The sequence below is a fragment of the Curtobacterium sp. PhB146 genome, assembly GCF_004342995.1.
Taxonomy (GTDB): Bacteria; Actinomycetota; Actinomycetes; order Actinomycetales; family Microbacteriaceae; genus Curtobacterium.
On record NZ_SMBN01000002.1, the window covers coordinates 761,025 to 783,445 of the forward strand.

23 protein-coding genes and 1 tRNA gene are annotated in these 22,421 nt (G+C 70.9%); 16 read left to right on the forward strand and 8 right to left on the reverse strand.

Annotation, left to right across the window (positions count from 1 at the left end; translation table 11 throughout):
- Positions 1-56: 56 nt before the first annotated feature.
- Positions 57-1,556, forward strand: a complete 1,500-nt coding sequence (locus EDF33_RS12005; RefSeq protein ID WP_111085963.1) for a PAS domain-containing sensor histidine kinase — start codon at positions 57-59, stop codon at positions 1,554-1,556.
- 264 nt (positions 1,557-1,820) lie between these two features.
- Here EDF33_RS12005 and EDF33_RS12010 read toward each other — a convergent pair whose 3' ends face one another.
- Positions 1,821-2,069 (reverse strand): WhiB family transcriptional regulator, encoded by a 249-nt coding sequence (locus EDF33_RS12010; protein ID WP_017888820.1) that lies wholly within the window; start codon positions 2,067-2,069, stop codon positions 1,821-1,823.
- A gap of 260 nt (positions 2,070-2,329) precedes the next feature.
- On the opposite strand from EDF33_RS12010, the gene EDF33_RS12015 reads away from it, so the two are divergent.
- The gene (locus tag EDF33_RS12015; protein ID WP_111085962.1) at positions 2,330-2,752 is read left to right on the forward strand and encodes a hypothetical protein; all 423 of its coding nucleotides are present in this window, start codon (positions 2,330-2,332) and stop codon (positions 2,750-2,752) included.
- Positions 2,753-2,825: 73 nt separating this feature from the next.
- Here the strand turns inward: EDF33_RS12015 and bcp are convergent, their stop codons facing one another.
- Positions 2,826-3,296 (reverse strand): thioredoxin-dependent thiol peroxidase, encoded by a 471-nt coding sequence (gene bcp, locus EDF33_RS12020; RefSeq protein ID WP_123672221.1) that lies wholly within the window; start codon positions 3,294-3,296, stop codon positions 2,826-2,828.
- A 93-nt stretch (positions 3,297-3,389) separates the two neighbouring features.
- On the opposite strand from bcp, the gene EDF33_RS12025 reads away from it, so the two are divergent.
- A tRNA-Lys gene (locus tag EDF33_RS12025) sits at positions 3,390-3,465 on the forward strand.
- Between the two features lie 103 nt (positions 3,466-3,568).
- Here the strand turns inward: EDF33_RS12025 and EDF33_RS12030 are convergent.
- Entirely contained in the window at positions 3,569-4,225 is a 657-nt protein-coding gene (locus EDF33_RS12030) for a YigZ family protein (RefSeq protein ID WP_132100179.1), read from the reverse strand.
- A 70-nt stretch (positions 4,226-4,295) separates the two neighbouring features.
- Between EDF33_RS12030 and EDF33_RS20185 the strand changes: the two genes are divergently transcribed.
- The 8 genes from EDF33_RS20185 (at position 4,296) to EDF33_RS12065 (ending at position 10,222) form a co-directional block, all read left to right on the forward strand.
- Entirely contained in the window at positions 4,296-4,736 is a 441-nt protein-coding gene (locus EDF33_RS20185; RefSeq protein ID WP_159573933.1) for a hypothetical protein, read from the forward strand.
- Positions 4,733-5,194, forward strand: coding sequence for an ImmA/IrrE family metallo-endopeptidase (locus EDF33_RS20190; RefSeq protein ID WP_111085958.1), 462 nt, complete (start codon positions 4,733-4,735; stop codon positions 5,192-5,194). Before EDF33_RS20185 ends, EDF33_RS20190 begins: the two co-directional genes overlap by 4 nt.
- Positions 5,191-6,117 (forward strand): hypothetical protein, encoded by a 927-nt coding sequence (locus EDF33_RS12040; protein WP_132100139.1) that lies wholly within the window; start codon positions 5,191-5,193, stop codon positions 6,115-6,117. Before EDF33_RS20190 ends, EDF33_RS12040 begins: the two co-directional genes overlap by 4 nt.
- A gap of 140 nt (positions 6,118-6,257) precedes the next feature.
- Positions 6,258-6,470: a hypothetical protein gene (locus EDF33_RS12045; protein ID WP_123938741.1), complete on the forward strand. Its 213-nt coding sequence runs from the start codon at positions 6,258-6,260 to the stop codon at positions 6,468-6,470.
- Positions 6,471-6,552: 82 nt separating this feature from the next.
- Complete coding sequence (locus tag EDF33_RS12050) at positions 6,553-7,230, forward strand: response regulator transcription factor (RefSeq protein WP_123938742.1); 678 nt, start codon at positions 6,553-6,555, stop codon at positions 7,228-7,230.
- Between the two features lie 34 nt (positions 7,231-7,264).
- Positions 7,265-8,581, forward strand: a complete 1,317-nt coding sequence (locus EDF33_RS12055) for a HAMP domain-containing sensor histidine kinase (RefSeq protein WP_207906681.1) — start codon at positions 7,265-7,267, stop codon at positions 8,579-8,581.
- Positions 8,582-8,629: 48 nt separating this feature from the next.
- Positions 8,630-9,274 carry a PepSY domain-containing protein gene (locus EDF33_RS12060; protein WP_132100141.1) on the forward strand — a complete coding sequence of 215 codons (645 nt, stop codon included), beginning with the start codon at positions 8,630-8,632 and terminating at the stop codon, positions 9,272-9,274.
- A gap of 108 nt (positions 9,275-9,382) precedes the next feature.
- Positions 9,383-10,222 carry a VOC family protein gene (locus tag EDF33_RS12065; RefSeq protein WP_123938745.1) on the forward strand — a complete coding sequence of 280 codons (840 nt, stop codon included), beginning with the start codon at positions 9,383-9,385 and terminating at the stop codon, positions 10,220-10,222.
- 19 nt (positions 10,223-10,241) lie between these two features.
- On the opposite strand, the gene EDF33_RS12070 is transcribed toward EDF33_RS12065, so the two are convergent.
- Both EDF33_RS12070 and EDF33_RS12075 read right to left on the reverse strand, forming a co-directional pair.
- Complete coding sequence (locus EDF33_RS12070; protein WP_131881479.1) at positions 10,242-10,559, reverse strand: hypothetical protein; 318 nt, start codon at positions 10,557-10,559, stop codon at positions 10,242-10,244.
- Positions 10,560-10,629: 70 nt separating this feature from the next.
- Positions 10,630-12,192, reverse strand: coding sequence for an amino acid permease (locus tag EDF33_RS12075; RefSeq protein ID WP_132100142.1), 1,563 nt, complete (start codon positions 12,190-12,192; stop codon positions 10,630-10,632).
- Between the two features lie 430 nt (positions 12,193-12,622).
- Between EDF33_RS12075 and EDF33_RS12080 the strand changes: the two genes are divergently transcribed.
- The 4 genes from EDF33_RS12080 (at position 12,623) to EDF33_RS12095 (ending at position 17,248) form a co-directional block, all read left to right on the forward strand.
- Positions 12,623-13,990 (forward strand): glycine betaine/L-proline ABC transporter ATP-binding protein, encoded by a 1,368-nt coding sequence (locus EDF33_RS12080; RefSeq protein ID WP_216834478.1) that lies wholly within the window; start codon positions 12,623-12,625, stop codon positions 13,988-13,990.
- Positions 13,987-14,928, forward strand: a complete 942-nt coding sequence (locus EDF33_RS12085) for an ABC transporter permease subunit (protein WP_132100143.1) — start codon at positions 13,987-13,989, stop codon at positions 14,926-14,928. The genes EDF33_RS12080 and EDF33_RS12085 overlap by 4 nt, the downstream gene beginning before the upstream one ends.
- 131 nt (positions 14,929-15,059) lie before the next feature.
- Complete coding sequence (locus EDF33_RS12090; RefSeq protein ID WP_123292260.1) at positions 15,060-15,974, forward strand: glycine betaine ABC transporter substrate-binding protein; 915 nt, start codon at positions 15,060-15,062, stop codon at positions 15,972-15,974.
- A gap of 110 nt (positions 15,975-16,084) precedes the next feature.
- Positions 16,085-17,248, forward strand: a complete 1,164-nt coding sequence (locus tag EDF33_RS12095) for a mechanosensitive ion channel domain-containing protein (protein ID WP_123338999.1) — start codon at positions 16,085-16,087, stop codon at positions 17,246-17,248.
- Positions 17,249-17,330: 82 nt separating this feature from the next.
- Here the strand turns inward: EDF33_RS12095 and EDF33_RS12100 are convergent, their stop codons facing one another.
- Positions 17,331-17,522: a hypothetical protein gene (locus EDF33_RS12100; RefSeq protein ID WP_111085947.1), complete on the reverse strand. Its 192-nt coding sequence runs from the start codon at positions 17,520-17,522 to the stop codon at positions 17,331-17,333.
- Between the two features lie 93 nt (positions 17,523-17,615).
- Between EDF33_RS12100 and EDF33_RS12105 the strand changes: the two genes are divergently transcribed.
- The gene (locus tag EDF33_RS12105; RefSeq protein WP_132100144.1) at positions 17,616-18,767 is read left to right on the forward strand and encodes an SLC13 family permease; all 1,152 of its coding nucleotides are present in this window, start codon (positions 17,616-17,618) and stop codon (positions 18,765-18,767) included.
- Positions 18,768-18,810: 43 nt separating this feature from the next.
- Here EDF33_RS12105 and EDF33_RS12110 read toward each other — a convergent pair whose 3' ends face one another.
- On the reverse strand, positions 18,811-19,782 hold the full coding sequence (locus tag EDF33_RS12110) for a magnesium transporter CorA family protein (protein WP_123292263.1): 972 nt from the start codon (positions 19,780-19,782) through the stop codon (positions 18,811-18,813).
- Positions 19,783-19,850: 68 nt separating this feature from the next.
- Positions 19,851-22,340, reverse strand: coding sequence for a hypothetical protein (locus tag EDF33_RS12115; protein WP_132100145.1), 2,490 nt, complete (start codon positions 22,338-22,340; stop codon positions 19,851-19,853).
- Positions 22,341-22,421: the final 81 nt, after the last annotated feature.

Sequence of the window (22,421 nt, forward strand, 5' to 3'; positions counted from 1 at the left end):
CTGGGCCTGTGGAGAGGACGACGTTCTCCACAAGTCGGCGCACCTAGACTGGCTGGGTGTCGACCCTCAGTGACCTCGTCCTCGCGCAAGGCCGTTCCTCCGAAGCCGACGTGGAGTGGCTCCACCTGCTCGTGGGGGACTGGCAGCTCCTCGCCGACCTGTCCTTCGCCGACATGGTGCTGTGGGTGCCGACTGCCGAGGACGGCTCGTTCGTCGCCGTGGCACACGCCCGACCGAGCTCCGCCGCCACGCTGTTCTACCGCGACATCGTCGGCCAGGAGATCCGCGAGGAGTGGCGCGGTCAGGTGACCGAGAGCTTCGCCGGCGCCCGCGTCGTCGACTCCGCTGAGCCCGACTGGTACGAGGACACCCCCACCCGGGTCCGTGCGATCCCGGTGCTGCGGCGCCTCAGTGCCAAGAGCGCAGAGACCACCGAGCGGCCGATCGCCGTCGTCACGCGGCACTCCAACCAGGACGAGATGCGGACGCCGAGCCGTCAGGAACTGAACTTCACCGCGAGTGCGAACGACCTGTTCGGCATGATCGCGACGGGCGACTTCCCGGACCTCGGAGCACCGGCCGGTCCGCGCCGCGGCGCCCCGCGCGCCAGCGACGGTCTGCTGCGCCTCGACACCGCCGGCATCGTGACGTTCGCCAGCCCGAACGGCCTGAGCGCCTTCAACCGGATGGGCTTCGAGGGGGAGCTCGAGCGGAAGTCCCTCGCCGAGGTCACCACCGAGCTCATCGGCGCGCAGCTCGACGTCGACGAGTCATTGCCCCTCGTCGTCACCGGTCGCGCTCCGTGGCGGGCCGACATCGAGTCGAAGGGCGTGACGGTGTCGCTGCGGTCGATCCCGCTCCGCGACCACGGCGACCGCATCGGAGCGATCGTGCTCTGCCGCGACGTGTCCGAGCTCCGGCACCAGGAGCGCGAGCTCATCACCAAGGACGCGACGATCCGCGAGATCCACCACCGCGTCAAGAACAACCTGCAGACGGTGGCGTCGTTGCTGCGCATCCAGGCTCGCCGGACACACTCCGACGAGGCACGCACGTCCCTGCAGAACGCGATGCGCCGCGTGGCAGCCATCGCGGTCGTGCACGACACGCTGTCGAGCGGCCTGAGCCAGACGGTCGACTTCGACGACGTCTTCGACTCGGTGCTCAAGCTCGTCACCGAGGTCGCCGCGTCGCACAACACGACCGTGCACCCGAAGAAGACCGGCGAGTTCGGGGTGCTGCCGTCCGAGGCTGCCACGCCGCTCGCACTCGGGCTCACCGAGCTCGTCACGAACGCCGTCGAGCACGGACTGGACGGCCGCGACGGTGAGGTCGAGATCGTCGCCCGCCGGTTCGACGACCACCTGGAGATCGAGGTCCGTGACAACGGCGTGGGTCTGCCCGAGGGGAAGGTCGGGTCGGGCCTCGGCACCCAGATCGTCCGCACGCTCATCCAGGGTGAACTCGGCGGCACGATCGACTGGCACACCCTGACCGGCAGCGGCACCGAGGTGACGATCACCATCCCGTTCCGCTGGCTGACCGCTCCCGCCTAGCCCGCGCGCTGCGCCGCGCCGCGCCCGCGGGAGTCGCGCGTCGGGTCCGCGCCCGCTCGTGAGGTTCCGAGATCTGCGCATCTCGGCGGGCGATCGCGCGTGTTGTGGAACCTCGACGGTCGGCGCGCGGCGAGTTGTGGAACCCCGAGGACCAGCGCACGGCGTGCCGCCCCGCCCCGCGCCCCGCGCCCCGCGCGCACGACGACGCCCGCCGCCCCCGGAGGGACGACGGGCGTCGGTGTGTCCTGCGGGAACCGGCCCGGGTCAGGAAGCGCGGCGGGCGCGGGCGGCGCGGCGCTTCAGCGCACGACGCTCGTCCTCGCTGAGGCCACCCCAGACACCGGAGTCCTGGTTGTTCTCGAGGGCGTACTGCAGGCACATCTCGGTGACCGTGCAGCGTGCACAGACCGACTTGGCCTTCTCGATCTGATCGACGGCGGGCCCGGTGTTCCCGACGGGGAAGAAGAGCTCGGGGTCCGCGGTGAGGCAAGCTGCCTTGTCACGCCAGTCCATGTGTGGTGCTCCTTGATGTCGATGCTCGAACGGCAGGCCGGGGCCGGGGTTCGGGGGATCGGAACGCTGACCATGCATGAGGCATGAGGGGACAACTGTGGGGAGGAGTCCGCTGGAAGCGAGTCTGACGCCCGCGTGACGCTCGGGGGAGGAGCGACGAACCACGGGAGACGCACACCACATCGTGCCGTCCAAACGACCTCGAATATCGTTCCATACTGGTAGGGGCAAATCAAGGGTTCCGATGCTGGAGGATCACTGTGCACGATGACGACCCGACCGCGGTCGACCGTCCTGAGCGACGCTCACGCGCGCTGATCGGCCTGCTGGTGGTGGTCGGCCTCGAGTTCGCGGCGCTCGTCGTGGTCACGGTCGTCCTGGTCGTCGAGCTGATCGTCGCGCCGGCGTCGAGCCTGGCGTCCGGGATCGCCCTGACGATCCTGTCGGCCGTCGCGGCGCTCTGGCTCGGTGCGCTCCTGAACGGCCTGTGGAAGCGTCGCGCCTGGGTGCGCTCGGGGATCATCGTCTGGCAGGTCCTGCAGGGTGCGATCGCGATCGGCGCGTTCCAGGGTGTCTTCCGCGAGCCGGCGGTCGGCTGGGTCCTGCTGATCCCCGCACTGCTCGGCATCACGTTCGTGCTGTCGCGGTCGGTGACGGCCGCGCTCGCGCGTCCCGTGGAGTGAACGCGACCGACAGACGGACGGGAGGCGCGGTGCCAGCTGGCACCGCGCCTCCCGTCTCGCTGTGGTCCGGTCCTCAGACCAGGCCGAGCTTCTTCCGCAGGCTCGCCACGTGTCCGGTCGCCTTGACGTTGTAGAGCGGCAGCTGCACGCTGCCGTCCTCGTCGACCACGATCGTGGAGCGGATCGTGCCGGTGACGATCTTGCCGTAGTTGTTCTTCTCGCCCCATGCGGCGTAGGCCTTGTGCACCGCCAGGTCGGGGTCACTCAGCAGCGGGAACGTGAGTGCCTGCTCGTGCTGGAAGGTCTTGAGCTTCGCCTGCTCGTCCTTCGAGACGCCGAGGACCTCGTAGCCGGCTGCCTGCAGCGACGACATGTTGTCGCGGAAGTCGCAGGCCTCGGTGGTGCAACCGGGGGTGGACGCGGCCGGGTAGAAGTACACGATGACCTTCTTGCCCCGCAGTGCGGCGAGCGAGTGTTCGACGCCGTCCTGGTCCGGCAGCGTGAAGTCGGGGGCGGTGTCGCCGGCGGCGAGACGGTCGGTCATGGTGCTCCTGTTCGCTTGGTGCCCACGAGTGGTCGTGAGCGCGCAGAACCCATGCTATTGTTGATTCCCGTTGCGGCACGGAAGCCGGAACATGCACCTCTAGCTCAATTGGCAGAGCAACTGACTCTTAATCAGTGGGTTCTCGGTTCAAGTCCGAGGGGGTGCACCACAACCACGAAGGCCCCGACTCATCGAGTCGGGGCCTTCGTGCGTTCCGGGAGTGTGTACGCGTTCCGAGCGGGACACGCCCGAGGTACTTCCGGCGGTCGGATTCAGTCGGCGGCGACGTCGACGATCCGTTCCGGGCCGACGACGAGGTCGACGGCGCCGGCGGAGGCCGATGCGAGGTCGGCGGTCAGGGTCCCGAGCGCCTCGGCGGGCACCCAGACCTCGAACGTCGCCGTACGCCCGTAGGTCGTCGCACCGAGCGTCGCGTGGTGGTGCCGGACCCAGTCGCGCAGGACGTTGTCGAGCCGGCCGGCCTCGGCGTGCGGGGCGTCGAAGTGCACCTGCGTGAGCGCCTCGCGCCGGACGAGCGCGGCGGTGTCGAGGGCCTCGGAGACCGAGGTCGAGTAGGCGCGGACGAGTCCGCCGGCGCCGAGCTTCACGCCGCCGAAGTAGCGCGTCACGACGGCGACCACGTCGGTGAGGTCGCGGCGGCGGAGCACCTCGAGCATCGGTACGCCCGCCGTGCCCGACGGTTCTCCGTCGTCCGACGACCGGGCCTGGTCGCCGAGCGTGCCGGTGACCATCGCGGTGCAGTTGTGCCGGGCGTCCCAGCGGCGGCGTTTCACCTCGGCGATGACCCGCTCGGCGTCCGCGACGTCCGACACGGGGGCGACCGTGGTGATGAACCGCGACTTCGTGATGACGATCTCGTGCTCGACCGGGTCGGCGATCGTCGCGGGGAAGCTGCGGGCCATGCCCACGAGGCTAACGGCGTGCACCGCGTCCGCCGCGCTACGATGTCGTGCACGCACGGCTGGGGAGGAGTCCGACATGGAGACCGGTGATCCGAGGGGCGGGGTCCTGGACGCCGCCGAACTCGCACGGCGCATCAACCTGCTGCTCGACTTCGAGGAGTCCCAGCGCGGTGCTCCGGTGCCGTTCGCCTCGATCGAGGAGTACGTCGCCGCCCACGGCGGTTCGCTCTCGCGGGCGAAGTGGACCTACATGCTCTCCGGCGACGGCCGACGCAACCGCGACACCGAGCTCCTGCGGCTGCTCGCGGGGTTCTTCGAGGTCGACGAGCGCTTCCTGCTCGAGGACAGCGACGTCCCCGAGCGCATCGGCGCCCAGCTCGCCCTCGTCCGCTCCCTGCGTTCCGCCCGCGTGAGCGGGTTCGCTGCACGCACCTTCCCCGGCGAGCTCTCACCCGAGGCGCTGCGGCGCATCGCCGAGGTGCTCGAGGAGGAATCACAGCGCGGGAGCGTGGCGTGACCGACCCGCTGCTCGAGTCCTTCTGGGCACGCGGTGCGGTCGAGGGGTGGTCCGACGTCGACCAGGCCGTCGCAGCCGCAGCCGTCGTCGTGGACAAGCCCATCGTCGTCCGCGAAGAGGCGTTCCTGGCGACGGAACCCGTGTGCGGCTTCGTCGCGACGCTCGAGCACGCCCACCTGATCATGATCTCGCCGACCGCGTCGCCGACCTTCCGGGCGTTCGTCATCGGCCACGAGCTCGGCCACGTCCTGCACCGGCACCAGGAGCACGCGCCCCAGTCGGCCTACATCCGCGACGTCATCCCGGACCTGCCCGAGTACAAGGTCGAGCGGGCGCTGGCGCGGGGGATGTTCTCGAACGCGTACGAACACGAGGCCGAGGTCTTCGCCGACGCACTCGCGACGCTCATCCGGCGACACCGCGGCCGCCCGAGCGCCTTCCGCGGGGTCTTCGGGTGATCGTCGCCGTCGTCCAGGCGGTGCTGCTCATCGCCGGGACGATCGCGCTCTTCGTCCTGCAACGCGGGCAGGACCGCACCCTGGCGGTGACCTTCCTGCTGTTCGCCGGCACCATCGTCACGAACGTCGACCCGCTGTACCGGTGGCTCGACCCACTGCTCGGTGGCTTCAACGTGGTCACCGTGGTCAGCGACTGCCTGATGGTCGCCGGCACGAGCACGCTGCTCTGGGGCGTGGCGAAGGCGGTCGGGGCAGCGCGGCCGTGGCTCCGGAACGCGATCGTGGCGTCGTGCGCCGCGGTGGTGGTCGTGGTGGTCGTCGCCTTCTCGGTGCTGGACAAGCCCGCCACCACGACGACGTTCATGCTCGACGCCGGGTCGCACCCGGCCGCGACCGTCTACTCGATCGCGCAGACGGTGTACCTCGGGGTGGCGCTCGGCGCGACGGGCCTCATCTGCGTCCTCCGCCTGCGCGAGGCCCGGACGACGACGGACCTGGTCGGGCTGTGGGTCCTGGTGCTCGGCGGCGTGCTGGGGGTCGTCCGGATGGTCGTCGTCGTGGTCATGGACCTGGCGCACGTCACGGGGGACCTCGACCGGATGCGCTCCCTCGCGCTGCCGTACGACGTCACGACGCCCGGCGCCGTGATCTGCGTCTCGACGGGGATGCTGCTGCTCGTCGTCGGACACCGGGTCTCGCGACGTCGACACACCCGGCGGGTCGACGCGGCGCTGCGGCGTCTCGCGCCGCTGCACGAGCGGATCGGTGCCGACAACGCCTACCCGTCGACCGAGGACCCCGCGACGCGGTTGAGCCGCGCGATCGTCGAGGTCAACGACGGGCTCCGGCGGACGCGTACGCCGTTGACCGATGCCGAGCGAGCCGTCCTCGCCGAGGCCGAGTCGGCGCTCGACTCCGCGTAGCCCGAAGGGGTGACTCGACGGTCTCCCGACGCCCGTGTAGGGTTTGTAGCAAGTGCTACAGATCCTGTGGCTCGTCGGTGGGACTCGGCCGCGTTGGGGGCGGCCGAGCACCACCGACACTCGTTGTCTAGACTCGGACGGTGCTCGTCTTCGCCGCAGTCGTCCTGTTCATCGGTGCCGTCTTCAACGTCGTCACCTGGCCGCGCTTCTTCCAGCGCGTCGCGAAGGACACCCGCGCGCGTGACGCCGCGGGCAAGCCGACGACGTTCTACACGGTGCACCTCGTGCTGCTGCTCATCGCGCTCGCGATCGCCGTGGCCGCGGTCGTCGCCGGGGTCCTGCTGCTGGTCTGAGCCATTCGCCGATCGCCGATCGCCGATCGCCGTCGGGCGTCGCTTCAGCGCTGCTTCAGGGCGGCACGGCAGGATCGTCGCCATGCGTGTCCTGGTGGTCGATGACGAGGTGCGGCTCGCCGACGGCGTCCGTCGCGGCCTCGAGGCCGAGGGGTGGGCGGTCGACGTCGCCCACGACGGCGTCGACGGCCTGTGGCACGCCCGCGAGTTCCGCTACGACGCGATCGTCCTCGACCTGATGATGCCGGGGATGAGCGGATGGGCGGTCTGCGCCCAGCTCCGGGCCGACCAGGACTGGACGCCGGTGCTCATGCTCACCGCCAAGGACGGCGAGTGGGACCAGGTCGAGGCCCTCGACGCCGGCGCCGACGACTACGTCACGAAGCCCTTCTCGCACCCGGTCCTCGTCGCCCGGCTGCGCGCGCTCGTCCGCCGCGGTGCTCGGGAACGCCCGGCGGTGCTGACCCTCGGCGACCTGGTCGTCGACCCGGCCGCACGGACCGTGGCGCGTGCCGGGACCCCCGTCGACCTGACGAGCCGGGAGTTCGCGGTGCTCGAGTACCTCGCGCGGCGCTCCGGGCAGGTGTGCTCGAAGCGCGAGGTGATCGAGAACGTCTGGGACGTCGACTTCGAGGGTGACCCGAACATCGTCGAGGTGTACGTCGGGCACCTCCGACGCAAGCTCGACCGGCCGTTCGGACGGACGTCACTCGAGACCGTCCGCGGTGCGGGCTACCGACTGGCGGCCGACGGTGGCTGACCGGGGGACGGGGCGCACGCGCCGCTTCCGGTCCGTGCGCGCGCGGACCACGCTCGGCGCCGGCGTGGTCGTGCTCGCCGCCCTGGTCGTCGGTGCCGTGGGGTTCGTCGTGGTGCTCCGCCTGGTGCTGCTCGACGGGGTGCGGACGTCCGCCGAGGCCGGACTCGAACAGGTGTCGTCACGGGTCGAGTCCGACGGTGCCGGTGCGGTGACCGACTACGAGGACGTCCTGGTACAGGTGGTCGGTGCCGGCGGCTCGGTCCTCGCACACGGTGAGGACGCCGACGCTCCGGCCCTGTCGACCGCCGACGAGTCCCGGTGGTCGCACGACGGCGAACGCTGGCTGCTCGTCGCCGACGACGTCGACCTGCCCGGTGGGGGTGAGGCGACCCTGGTGTACGGCGTCTCCCTCGAGCAGACCGAGACCGCCATCCGGACCGCCGTGGTGCTCCTCGCCGTCGGGGTGCCGGTCCTCGTCCTCGTGCTCGGGATCGTGACCTGGTCCGTGACCGGGCGGTCGTTGCGTCCGGTGGAACGGATGCGCACCGAGGTCGAGACGATCCGTGCCGCGCAGCCCGATGCCCGCGTGGTCGTGCCGGACACCGGCGACGAGATCGCCCGGCTCGCGACCACCATGAACGCCATGCTCGACCGGCTCGACCGATCCGCGGTGGGGCAGCGGCAGTTCGTGTCCGACGCCTCGCACGAGCTGCGGTCGCCGATCGCGTCGCTCCGCCAGCACGCCGAGGTCGCCGTCGCGTACCCGGGCCGGACGGACGTGGCCGAGTTCTCCGACGTCGTGCGGTCCGAGGCCGTGCGCCTGCAGGACCTCGTCACCGGGCTGCTCGAGCTGTCGCGGCTCGACGAGGGCGGCGCGGGTGTCCGTCGTCCCGTGGACCTCGACGACCTCGCACTCGACGCCGTCGCGCGGACGCGGGCCCGGGTGCCGGGTGGTTCGACCGGTGACCGTGCGATCCGGGTCGACGGCTCGGGGATCTCCGCCGCACGCGTGCTCGGCGACGAACGGCTGCTCACCGGCGTGGTCCGGAACCTCGTCGACAACGCCGTCCGGCACGCGACGTCACGCGTCGCGGTGGCCCTGGTCGAGCAGGACGGCGCCGCGGTGCTGACCGTGGACGACGACGGCTCCGGGATCCCGGCGGCCGAGCGCGACCGGGTGTTCGAGCGGTTCGTCCGGCTCGACGAGGCCCGCAGCCGCGACGCCGGTGGTGCCGGCCTCGGTCTGGCGATCGTGCGGGACGCCGTCCGGGCGCACGGCGGCGAGGCGACGGTGGCGGACTCGCCGCTCGGCGGGGCGCGGTTCGTCGTGCGCATCGCACTCGGCGGCTGAACAGGCGGCTTCAGGTCTGCTTCAGCACCCCGACGACATGCTCGTCCCATGACCTTCCGCACCCAGCTCCAGAAGCCCTCCGCCCGCCGCGTCGCCGCCCTCGCCGCCCTGCCCGTCGTGGCCGCGCTCGCCCTCACCGGCTGCTCCACCGACGGGTCGTCCGACTCGGCGGCGTCGTCCTCGAACGGATCGGCCGCGACGGGCGCCACCACCGGCACGTCGGGTGGCGCGTCCGCGACCGCCGCCTCGGCCACGTCGAACGACGCCCTGCTCGCCGCCGTCGCGACCGCACGCGGGAGCGTCGGCTCCGGCACCGTCATCTCGGTCGAGCAGGAGCAGCGTGGCAGCGCGTACGAGGTCCTCGTCGTGACGAAGGACGGCACCGAGCACGAGGTGCACACCGACGCCGCCGGCACCGGGGTGACCGGTACCCCGCAGACCGAGACCGCGGACGCCGACGACCGTGCCGAGCACGACCGGTTCGTCGCAGCGGCCGACGTCGACGTCAGCAAGGCCGTCAGCGCCTTCGAGGACCTGCACGCCGGTGCGATCACCGAGCTCGGCCTCGACGACCACCTCGGCAAGGTGGTCTGGGAGGGTGACGTCGTCGACGGGTCCGGCACCAAGCACAGCGTCCGGATCGACGCCGGTTCGGGCGACGTCGTCACCGACCAGGTCGACACCGACGACTGACCCGACGACTGACCCGACGAACGACCCGACGACCGACCCGGCCGACGTCGGCGGTCAGCGGTAGACCTGGGGCATCCGACCTGGGCGTCGGCGACCCCGGGAGACACCATGACGGACCAGACCCCTCGCACCTACCCGCAGGGCGTGCCGAGCTGGATCGACGGACGACACCCGGACCCCGACGCCGCGCAGGCGTTCTACGGCGGTCTGTTCGGCTGGGACTTCGAGGAGCGCCTGCCGCCCGGAGCCCCCGGCTCGTACCGGATCGTGAGCATCGACGGGCGCGAGGTCGGCGCGATCGCCTCGGGTGACGAGCCCGCGTCGTGGACGACGTACATCGCCGTGGACGACGCCGACGTGGGGGCCGCTCGGGTCGTCGAGCTCGGTGGCACCGCCGCTCCGGCGGAGGACGCCGGGCCGGGTGGCGCCGCGGGCCGCAGCGTCGACTGCGTCGATCCGCGCGGTGCGGCGTTCGGACTCTGGCAGGCGCGCGAGCGGCTCGGGTCGCAGCACATCAACGCCCCCGGCGGCTGGGTCTTCAGCGACCTCCGCTCGACCGAGCCGGAGCAGGCGATCTCGTTCTACGAGCAGCTGTTCGGCTGGCGGGTCTCCGGCATCGAGGAGGGCCCGAGCGCCATGGTCCGGCTCCCCGGCTACGGGGACCACCTCGCGGCCACCTCCGACCCCGACATCCGCGAACGGCAGGTCGGCGCACCGGAGGGCTTCGCGGACGTCATCGGCGCCCTCGCCCGACTCGACGACGGGCCGGACGACTGGCACGTGTCGTTCAGCGTGGCGGACCGTGACGCCGCCGCCGCACGGGCCGAGGAGCTCGGCGGCGCCGTACTCGGCACCTGGCAGGGTCCGTGGACGCGTGCGGCCGAGCTGCGGGACCCGCAGGGCGCGACGTTCCGCGTCACGCAGTTCGCCCCGGAGGGCGACGCCTGAGCGCAGCGCCCGTGGATCGTCAGCCGGTGGTGAGCGGCGGTCCGAGCACCTTCTGGATCGCCAGCGCGGCGAGCTGCTCGTCCGAGGTGTCGAGCAGCACGCGGAATGTCTCCGGCTCCGTGACGAACTCGACGCAGACGGCGTCCTCGTCGCACGGGCCGAGGCGCCATCCCGACACCGCGTCCATCGGCACGGAGACCCGCGCCTCGCGCTCGTAGTCGGTCTCGGCCTCGAGGCGGTCGGGGAACACCCGGAGGTGTCCGTACGCGCCTCGCCAGCTGAGCCGGAGATCGAGGGTGGGTGGGACTGACGCAGGGGAGACAGAGCGGTCCGGCACCCGCCGATCGTACCGACGGGAGCCGGACCCACTGCACTCGGCGCGCGATGTGCTGCGCTCCGGGGACAGATCAGACGGTGTCGTCGGACCCCTTCTGCTCGTCGCCGTCCTCGCCGTCGCGACGGACCTGGTTCGCCGGGTCGCGGACACCGATCGGGTACGGACCGGTGACGCCCTGTCGGAGCGACGCGATGCGCAGGATGCGGTCGCGCTGCAGGAACCAGCCGACGATGAGCAGCGGGATGACGATCACGAGGGACGCGATCGTGTAGGTGCCGACCGGGTAGTCGATCGCCATCAGCACGATGACCGACGCCAGGAACGCCAGGGTGAGCCAGGCGGTCACCGGGGCACCCGGCAGCTTGAACGACGGCTCCTTCGCCAGTCCCTGCTTCGCCCAGGACCGGAGCCGCATCTGGCAGAGGATGATCGTGCCCCACGCGGTGATGATGCCGAGGCTCGCGATGTTCAGCGCGATCTCGAACGCCTGGCTCGGGACGAAGTAGTTGAGGACGACCCCGGCGACCGTGAAGCCGGCGGTGAGCAGGATGCCGGCGTACGGCACACCGCCCTTCGACATCTTGGTGGTCCACTTCGGCGCCGAGCCGTTCATGCCCATCGAGTGCAGGGCGCGACCGGTCGAGTACAGGCCGGCGTTGAGCGACGACAGTGCCGCCGTGAGCACGACGAAGTTCATGATGCCGCCGACGATCGACCCCACCTGCGGGTTGCCGAGCGACGAGAAGAACGTCACGAACGGGCTCTCGCCCTCCTTGTACGCGGTGTACGGCAGGAGGAGCGAGAGCAGGATGATCGACCCGACGTAGAAGACCGCGATGCGGAACACGACGGAGTTGATAGCGCGGGGGATGACCTTCTCGGTGTTCTGCGTCTCACCGGACGCGGTGCCGACGAGCTCGATGGCCGCGTACGCGAACACGACACCCTGGATCACGATGACCGCGGGGAGCAGCCCGTTCGGGAACAGCCCGCCGTTGTCCCCCCAGATCGAGAAGCCCGTGCGGACGGCTTCGCCGCCGGCCTCGACCGGGAACGCGAAGACGAGCCAGATGATCGCGACGACGAGGAACGCGACGAGTGCCGCGACCTTGATGAGCGCGAACCAGAACTCGAGTTCGCCGAACACCTTGACCGCGACCATGTTGGCGGCGAGCACGACGACCAGGGCGATCAACGCGAGGAGCCACTGCGGTGCGGCGGTGAACGCGGACCAATACTGCAGGTAGATGGCGACGGCGGTGGTGTCGACGATCGAGGTCATCGCCCAGTTCAGGAAGTACATCCAGCCGGCGGCGTAGGCGAACTTCTCGCCGTAGAACTCACGCGCGTAGGAGATGAACGACCCCGACGACGGACGGTGCAGCACGAGCTCGCCGAGGGCGCGCAGGATGAAGAACGCGAAGATGCCGCAGATCAGGTAGGTCAGCGCGAGCGCGGGGCCCGCGGTGTGGAGTCGTCCACCCGCACCGAGGAAGAGTCCGGTACCGATGGCCCCACCGATCGCGATCATCTGCAGCTGCCGGGGCTTCAGACCGTGCTGGTAGCCCTCTTGCTCGTGCGAGAAGTCGTTCGCCGGAGCACGGTTCACGCCCGTGTCGTTCTGCGCTGTCATGCGCGCCAACCTACATGCGCACGGAACCGGGGCGGCACACAAACCTCCGAACGAGCTGATCTGTAACGAGACGGTCACGATCGTGATCCCCATGTGCGTGGGCGACACGCCGACGACGGGGTACAGCGATGCCGGGATTCCGGCGGACGTCGATTGTGATCGGGGGACAGGAAGCCGTTAGGTTTGAACGTCCCCACAGGCCCGACGGCCGGGGGCACGACGACCAGAACGCGTCCGCGGCCAGCAGCGCCGTGACCGTACGGTCGGCCGGACCGGGACCGCCCCGAGCGTGGTCCCTGCGTGCGTGTTCGCTCGCCCTGCGCCGTTGCGCGGGCTGACGTGGGCCGTGCGCGCCGTCCCGGGCGACCCGTTCGCAACCACACCGTCACCGCACGTGCGCTCCGGCGCCGCGGCGACGCGAGGAGTCCAGTTGTCCATTGCCCCATCCGAGATCCGGCACGACACGTCGCCGGACGGCACGGGCGCCGCGCTCAGTGTGCGCGGTGTCTACAAGGTGTTCGGCCGCCGACCCGGCGACGCCGTCCGCCGCCTCGCCGCCGGCGCCACCCGCGACGAGGTCCGCGAGCAGGGATCCGCCGCGGTCATCGACGCGTCCTTCGACGTCCGCCCCGGCGAGATCTTCGTCGTCATGGGACTGTCCGGCTCCGGCAAGTCGACCCTCATCCGGATGCTCAACGGCCTGCTCGAGCCCAGCGCCGGCAGCGTCGAGATCGGCGGGCGCACGGTCACCAAGGCGAGCGCCAAGGAGATCCGCGAGATCCGTCGGTCGAGCGTGTCGATGGTGTTCCAGCACTTCGCCCTGCTGCCGCACCGCACCGTGCTCGAGAACGTCGCGTACGGCCTCGAGGTGAACGGTGTCGACAAGACCACTCGGCTCGCGAAGGCCCGTGAGGTCATCGACCTGGTCGGCCTGGACGTCTGGGCCGATGCGAAGCCCGACGAGCTGTCCGGCGGCATGCAGCAGCGCGTCGGCATCGCCCGCGCCCTCGCCGCCGAGACCGACGTCCTGCTGATGGACGAGGCGTTCAGCGCGCTCGACCCGCTCATCCGCCGTGAGATGCAGGAGCAGCTCGTCGACCTGCAGCAGCGGCTCGGCAAGACCATCGTCTTCATCACGCACGACCTCAACGAGGCGATGTTCCTCGGTGACCGGATCGCCGTGATGCGCGACGGCCGGATCGTGCAGATCGGGTCGCCGGAGGACATCCTCACCGACCCGGCGAACGACTACGTCGCCCAGTTCGTGCAGGACGTCGACCGCGCCCGTGTGCTCACCGCCGCGAGCGTCATGGAACCGGCGCGCGCGGTCGTCCCGTCGACGGCGGGCCCACGTGGCGCGCTCCGGGTGATGCGCGACCTGCAGACCGCAGCGGTGTTCGTCACCGGGCGTGGTCGCACGCTCGACGGATGGGTCCGCGATCGCCACGTGATGCGACAGGTCAAGGCCGGCGACACGAACCTCGACGCCATCGTGAACACCGAGTACGCCCGGGTCTCACCCGACACCGCGCTCACCGATCTGTTCGAGCTCGCCGTGGAGTCGCCCCTGCCGATCGCCGTGGTCGACGACGAGGACCGCCTGCTCGGCGTCGTGCCGCGGGTCACACTGCTCGCAGCGCTCGGCAACGTGCCGACCGCGACCATGCCGATCCCGGTGCTCGAGCCGGTCACGCGCATCTCGGATTCGGATCTCGACGCGACCCTGGCCACCGGGGAACAGCCCGTCGTGAGCGATCCGACCATCATCTCGACCGACCGCACAGGAGCCGACGCATGACCACTCTCTTCGGATTCCGACTGCCGCTCGGCGACGCGGTCGACGCGATCGTCGAGTGGATCACGACCTACCTCGGTGGCGTCTTCGACGTCATCGCCGCGATCTTCACGTTCTTCTACGAGTGGATCGAGTACTTCCTCACGACGCCGCCGTTCTGGGCCGTGATCGTCGTGCTCGTCGCCGTGGCCTTCTGGGCGAAGGGCTGGAAGCTCGCGCTCGGCACCCTGGTCGGCCTGGCTGTCATCGTGAGCATCGGCGAGTGGAGCTACGCGATGGAGTCGCTCGCCCTCGTCGTCGTCGCCGCCGGTATCGCCGTGGTGCTCAGTCTGCCGCTGGGCGTCTGGGCGGCGCGCTCCGACGCAGCGAGCCGGACGATCAAGCCGGTCCTCGACTTCATGCAGACGACCCCGGCGTTCGTGTACCTGATCCCCGCGCTCATCCTGTTCGGCATCGGGCCGGTGCCGGGCATCGTCGCGACGATCGTCTTCGCGATGGCGCCGGGCGTCCGCCTCACCGAGCTCGGTATCCGCGGCGTCAGCTCCGAGGTCGTCGAAGCCGGTGCTGCGTTCGGCTCGAGCCCGTGGCGGATCCTCCGTCAGATCCAGCTGCCGCTCGCTCGTCCGAGCATCATGGCCGGCGTCAACCAGGTCATCATGCTCTCGCTGTCCATGGTCGTCATCGCGGGCATGGTCGGCGCCGGGGGACTCGGCGGCCAGATCGTCGCCGCCCTGAACCGCATCGACGTCGGTCTGGGCTCCGAGGCAGGCATCTCGGTCGTGATCCTCGCGATCGTGCTGGACCGGATGACCGCAGCGTTCGGTGGCGACCGCAAGAAGCGCGCTCCGAGCCGGACGACGGCGGCCACCGCGCCCACCGGCGACGACGACCAGGAGTCGGCGACCCAGCAGGCGGAGCAGCCCGTGCCGGTCGGCGCCTGACGGCTGGAGCGCCGTCGCGCACCCGGTCGACCAGATCATCCAGACCCCACAGACCGCACGGTGACAGCACGCCGTGTCGACGACGCCGAACCCGGTCCGCCGGTGCCGAGCGTCGAACCAGGAAGGAAACCATGAACACCCGAACCAAGATCCTGTCGGCCATCGGACTCGGTGCCGCCGCGGCCCTCGCGCTCAGCGCCTGCTCGCCGCCCGGCTCGAGCAACGCGTCCGACACGGTGGACAACGGCGACAAGCAGGCGATGAAGATGGTCGTCTTCAACGGCTGGGACGAGGACACCGCAGCAAGCGAGCTCTGGAAGTACGTCCTCGAGAAGAAGGGGTACGACGTCGAGCTCGACTACGCGGACCCCGCGCCGGCGTACCAGGGGCTGGCTCAGGGCGACTACGACGCCGTGCTCGACACCTGGCTGCCGAACACGCACAAGGCGTACATGGACAAGTACGGCGACGACCTCGAGGACCTCGGGTCGTGGAACGACCAGGCGTCGCTCGAACTCACCGTGAACGCGGACGCTCCGATCGACTCGCTCGCCGACCTCGCCGCGCACAAGGACGACTTCGGCGGACGGATCGTGGGCATCGAGCCCGGCGCGGGCGAGACGAAGATCGTCAAGGAGAAGGTCATGAAGGCCTACGGGCTCGACGACTGGGAGCTCGTCACGAGCTCGACGCCGGCGATGCTGTCCGAGCTGAAGAAGTCCGAGAAGGACGGCAAGGACATCGTCGTCACCCTCTGGCGTCCGCACTGGGCCTACAACGCCTTCGACGTGAAGGACCTCGAGGACCCGAAGAACGCCCTCGGCGACAACGAGAGCATCCACACGATCGTGAACGAGGACTTCGGCGACGACTTCCCGCAAGCGCAGAAGTGGCTGCAGGCGTTCAAGATGGACTCCGACACGCTCTACTCGCTCGAGGACGCGCTCGTGAACAGCGGCGCGGACCAGTCCGAGTACCAGTCGATCGTCGAGAAGTGGGTTGCCGACAACGAGGACTACGTGGACTCGCTCACCGCGAGCAAGTAGCGGTTCCGGTCGGACAGGAGGCCCGGTGCGCGTCGTGCGCACCGGGCCTCGGCCGCGTCCTGGGCCGGTTTTCTGAACGACGCCTGTCGTTTCGTTGCTTGCATGGAGGGATGGACATCCTCCTCCGACTCCTGGTCGCGATCGGGTTCGCCCTCCTCATCACCGCCGTCGCCGCGGTCGTCCTGCACCTGGTGCTGCGAACGGTCGCGCGACGGGAACGGTGGGCCGGCGTGCTCTCGCGCCGGGCGAAGCACCCGTTCCGCACCACCCTGCTCGTGGTCCTGCTCTGGATCGCGTTCACCTCGAGCGTCCCGCGCGACGCCGACGCGTACCCGTGGCGTGACGAGGTCGTGCACGGGTTCCTCATCGTCACGATCGCGGTGGGCTGCTGGCTGGCGTGCCAGATCGCGATCTTCCTCGAGGACCTCGGCCTGCACCGGTTCCGCATCGACGTCCCCGACAACCGCCAGGCCCGCCGCATCCGCACGCAGGTCCTCATCATCCGGCGGCTGACCGTCGCCGTGCTCGTCATCATCGCCGTCGGCGCGATCCTGCTCACCTTCGACGGGGTCGAGGCCGCCGGCGCGAGCGTGCTCGCGAGCGCCGGACTCATCTCGGTCGTCGCGGGTCTGGCGGCGCAGTCGACGCTCGGCAACGTCTTCGCGGGCATGCAGCTCGCGTTCTCCGGGTCGATCCGCGTCGACGACGTCGTCGTGGTCGAGCAGCAGTGGGGACGGATCGAGGAGATCACCCTGACCTACGTGGTCGTGCACCTCTGGGACGACCGGCGCTTCGTGCTGCCGTCGACGTACTTCACGAGCACCCCGTTCGAGAACTGGACGCGCACGAACAGCGAACTGCTCGGTGCCGTCGAGATGGACCTGGACTGGCGGGTCCGCCCCGGGGAGATGCGCGAGGAACTCGACCGGATCCTCGACCGCACCGAGCTGTGGGACCGCCGCGTCAAGGTGCTGCAGGTCACCGACGCCGTGCAGGGGTACGTGCGGGTGCGGGTCCTCGCGACGTCGCACGACGCCCCGTCGCTGTTCGACCTGCGCTGCTACATCCGCGAGGAACTCGTCGAGTGGATCCAGCGCACCCACCCCGACGCCCTGCCGGTCCAACGCGTGCTCATGGTCGACGAGACCGCACCGCGGCGGCGCACGGCGTCGACCGCTGCCGACTCGGCGCTGTTCGCGCCGGGGCAGGAGGACCGCGCGGCACTCTTCACCGGTCCGATCCAGACGTCCGACATCCCGCCTGCGGAGCGCTGACGGGCTCCGGACCCGACACGGGACGGACGGGAGGCCCGGTGCCAGCTGGCACCGGGCCTCCCGTCCGTCAGATGGTCGCGACCTACGGCTGGCGCGCCTTGACGGCGCGGTCGTCCTCGACCACCGTGCCGATCGCCACGATCGTGGTCGCGATCCACGCGACCCACGTCAGGGCGAGCCGCCAGTCGCGGGGTCCCTGGCGGGTGGTCTGGAGCACGCTGTAGCCGCTGATGAGCGAACTCCACACCGCACCGTTGAACATGAACTTGCGCACAGAGGCCTCCTGTCGTCGTACTGCCAACGCTACCGGTCAGTACATTGGAGCGCCGCCGGACACCCTGCCCGGCGCACTCGTGGAGGAACGCCCGTGCGTCAGGCCGTCATCGGAGCAGTGCTGCTCGTCATCGGCGCGGTGTGCGTCGCGCTCGGCCTGCTGCCGCTCGACGACCTCGGGGTCCTAGCCGAACGGGTCCTGCCTGTCCTCGGGTTCGTCCTCGGGCTGACGATCGTCGCCGAGCTCGCCGCGGACGCCGGGGTGTTCGACCGGCTCGCCGACGTCGCGGCACGTGTCGGCGGCGGACGCACCATCGGGCTGTGGGGCGCGGTCGTGGTCCTCGCCGTGCTCTGCACCGTGTTCCTCTCGATCGACACGACCGCGGTGCTGCTCACCCCGATCGTGATCTCACTGGCGCGCCGGGTCGGGCTGCCGCCGATGCCGTTCGCGCTCACCACCGTCTGGCTCGCGAACACCGCGTCCCTGCTGCTGCCGGTGTCGAACCTGACGAACCTGCTCGCCGTCGACCGGATGGGCCTCGGTGGTCCGCTGCCCTTCGCCGGGCTGATGGCGTGGCCGGCCGTCGCCGGGGTCGTCGTCCCGTGCGCCGTCCTGCTCGTGGTGTTCCGCGGCAAGCTCTTCGGGCGCTACACGCCGGTGTCGGTGCGGCGTCCGTCCGACCCGGTGTCGTTCTGGGCGGCGTCCGGTGTGCTCGTCGCGCTCGTCGTGGCGCTCACCGCCGGGGTGACGGTCTGGATCGCGGCCGTGGCCGGTGCCCTCGTGCTCGTCGTCGTCGCGGCGTTCCGGTCGCCCGCCGAGCTCCGGCCGTCGCGGGTGCCGTGGTCGACGCTGCTGTTCGCCGCCGGGCTCTTCGTCGTGGTCGAGACCCTGCACAGCACCGGGCTCACCGACCCGATCGTGCGGGCGCTCGGCGACGGCACCGGGACCGGACCGCTCCTGCTGCTCGGCGCCGGGGGAGCGGTGGCGGCGAACGCGATCGACAACCTGCCCGCGTACCTGGTGCTCGAGCCCGCTGCCGGTCACGAGGCCGTGCGGTACGCGGCGCTCCTCATCGGCGTGAACGCCGGGTGCCTGGTGACGCCGTGGGCCTCCCTCGCCACCCTGCTGTGGCACGCACGGCTGTCGGCCGAGGGCGTGCACCTGTCGTGGGGCAGGTACATGCTGCTCGGGTGCATCGCGGCGCCGCTCACCGTGGTCGCCGGGGTGCTCGCGCTCGCGATCTGACGCGGGGCCGCTGGGGTGCTCGCGCTCCGACGCGCGGTCGCGGTCAGAGCCAGTCGCGGGCCTTGAAGACGCGGTAGAGCACGAGCGACGACGCGACGATGAGCGCGAGCGAGACGTACAACCCGCTCCACGCACCCTCGCCCGGGAACGTCACGTTCTGCCCGAAGAAGCCGGTGATGGCGGTGGGGATCGCGATGATCGCGGCCCAGCTCGTCACCTTCTTCATCACGGTGTTCTGCCGGTTCGACGCCAGGTTGAGGTTCGTGTCGAGGACACTCGAGACGGCGTCGCGCAGTTGCTCGACGGAGTCCGAGATCGACACCAGGTGGTCCTCGACGTCGCGGAAGTAGGGCCGGATGCCGTCCGAGATCGTCTCCGCGTCGCCGTGCAGCAGCGATGCGACGCTGTCGCGGGTCGGGACGACGAGCCGCCGCAGCACGCCGAGGGCCTTGCGGAGGCGGAACGACCGGCGTTGGATCTGCTGTTCGCGGGCGTTGCCCCGCTCGAACAGGTCGTCCTCGAGGTCGTCGATCCGTCGCTCGATGTCCTCCACGGTCTCGGTGGCGTGGTCGACGACGGCGTCGAGCAACGCCCAGACGAGCCACGGCACACCGTGCTCGGCCACGTCCGCGTTCGCGTCGAGCCGGTGCTCCATCGCGGCGGTGTCGACGTCGGCCCCGTGGATGGTGACGAGGGCGTGCTCGGTGACGAACGCCTTCACCTCGTGGGTGACGAGCTCACCGTCCTCGCCGAGACCGCCGACGTCGTAGACCACGAGGAACAGGCTGTCGCGGTACCGGTCGAGCTTCGGGCGCTGGCCCTGCTCGACGGCGTCCTCGACGGCGAGGGCGTGGATGCCGAGCTCCTGTTCGACCTGCACGAGGTCGTCGTGCACGGGGTCGGTGTAGTCGACCCAGACGAAGGTGTCCGCGTCAGCGACGAGGTCCGAGACCCGGTCGACCGGGAAGTCCCGTTCCGCCGCGTCGCCGTTCCGCCACGCCCGTGTCCTGACCATGCGCGTCAGCCTAGTGAGACGGCCGGCCCGGGGATCCCAGGCCGGCCGTCGTCGCGTTCGGTGGTGCGTCAGTAGGCGGAGACGAGCTTCCCGTCCTCGACCTTCAGGTACTGGTACACATCGAAGCTGTCCTCGCCGTGCTCCTCGTCCCCGAAGTACGAGGTGTAGTCGTACTCGACGACACCGTCCTTCGTGCTCTGCACCATGACCGTGCCCGAACCGGAGGCCTCGACCTCGACCTCGGGCATCGTCGTGACGTCGTAGCGCACGGCACCATCAGCGTCGTACGGGCCGTACCAGGGGCACCCGCTCAGCGCGCTGAGGTCGGTCTTCGTGGCGCAGTCGTCGATCAGGTCGGTCACGTACTGCTCGGCGTCCTGCTGCAGCGCCTTCGTGGCGGTGGGGGTGAAGTCGACGTACCCGGACGACGTCGCACCGACCGACACCTGCTCGGTGCCGCCGGTGAAGTACTTCGTCCCGCCGACCTGCACCTCGTAGGTGCCGGGGTAGGCGAGCGAGGTGAACCGGCCGTCGCTGATCTCACCGATCTCCTTGCCGCCGACCGTGACCGGGGCGCCCTCGAGCACCTCGGACGCGGTCAGGGTGACGGTCTGGGCGAGCGGCTCGGTGACGCGCCACTCGTCCTTCACCAGGAACGAGGTGCCGGTGCGCCGGAGGCTGACCTGGCCGGAGCGGTTCTTGCCGTCCTGGGTGTAGCTGATGGTGGCGAGGGCGCTGTCTCCGCTCGTCGAGACGCGGCCGACGCGGATGTCCGACGGGCGGTCCTTCGCGCTCTTCAGCACCGCGGTGTCGAGCATGGCGGCGTCGGACGGCACCTCGCTGAGTCGGGCGGCGGTGTCGGCGTCGCCGCTCGCGATGGCCTGCACGTAGGACTTCACGGTCGGAGCCGGCCCCCACACGTTGGCACGGAGCACACCGGTGGTGACGGCTCCCGCGATGACGACGACGACCACGGCGCCGCCGGCGATGAGCGAGCGGACCAGGACCTTCTTGGCGCGCGGCGACATCGGAGCGGGCGTGGGAGCGCCGCCGCCGACGAAGGGCTGTTCCGGCTGACCGGGGTGGCCGACGCCGGGCGTCGCCGCCCACGCTGCTGCTGCCGGGTCGCCCGCGGGCGCCGCCGACGGGAACGCGTGGTCGGCCGGCGGGAACGCCGGGCCGGCCGGCGGGAACGCCGGAGTCGCTGCCGGGGAGGTCGGTGCGGCCGCCGGGCGCGGGTCCGCTCCGACGAGGCGCGAGGTCCGCAGCACGACGCCACCGCCGAGGCGGGGGAGCAGTGAGGGCGCGAGGTACCGTGCCACGGCCTCGATCGCGCCGCCCCACAGCGCGAACACGAGCGGCGTCCACGGTGCGATCCCGATCGAACCGGTCCCGCTGACGGCGCTGATGCCCGTCGCCTGGTAGGACACCAGCCCGGTGCCGAGCACGAAGAGCAGGAGCCCGAGGGCGAACCAGACGACCGGGGTCACGACCCAGTCCAGCGTGGTGCGGAACCGGTCGTTGCGGCGGACGGCGAGTGCGAGGCCCGCGACGACCGAGGTCACGACGACGAGCAGGACGACGAGCCAGGTCCAGCCGCCGGCGCCGCCGAAGACCGACGCCGTGCTGCCCGCCGAGCCGAAGCCGGACAGCCCGACGCCGCCGAGGAACCCGAGGGCGGTGAGGCCGACCGCGACGTTGCCGACGAGCACCGGCAGCGCTGCGCCCCACGAGGGCTGTGCGACCAGGGCGACGACGATGACGACGACCGTCACCAGCACGACGAGCACCGTGAGCTGCGACGCCGCGACGCGCAGCGTGCCGAGGACGCGACCGGCGAACACGTTCCGGCCGAGCAGGGCCGACGGGCGTGCGAGCACCGCGGCGAGTGCGCCGATCACGAAGGCCCCGAGGATGCTGCCGAGGCCGACCGCGTGCACGGGGTCGATGGAGGCGCCGGAGACGGCGGGGAACCGGATGGCGAGGATGCCCGCGGCGGCGTTGGTCAGCACCGTGGTCACCAGCCCGGACAGGACGGCGGTCAGCAGGATCGGGGTGCGCCCGAGGCCGCGGGTGCGGATGCGACGGGTGAGCACGACGGCCAGCACGACCTGCGCGGCGAGCACGAGCGCCGGGACGACCGCGAGTGCGCCCGACCCCGACCCGAGGAAGCCGATCGAGCCGGACAGGTGCAGACGGCCGAGGTCGGCGAGGGCGACGAGCTGGGCGGGGGTGCCGAGCAGGACGCTGACCCCGGACAGCAGCGACTGGACGTCGGGGGTGCTCCCGGCGCCGAGGTCGGTCCCGGTGCCGGTCGACCCCGACCCGACGGAACCGGAACCCGATCCGCCCGCTGCCAGCACGGCGACGGTGAGGAGCAGCGAGATCGCGGCGACCACGTAGGCGGCGACCCAGCCGCCGAGGGCGGCGAGCACGGCGGCCAGCCAGTCACGGCCGGACACGGACCGCAGCAGGCGACCGAACGCATCCGACGACTGCGGGCCGGGCTGCCCCGGCGGGACGGGCGGGACGGGCGGGTTCGGCGGGTTCTCGCTCATGGCTGGTGGGTCCTCTCCGACCGGGAGGCCGATGCCGCACGCCAGCACCCGTGTCCCCCCGACACGCACCCGCAGCGTACC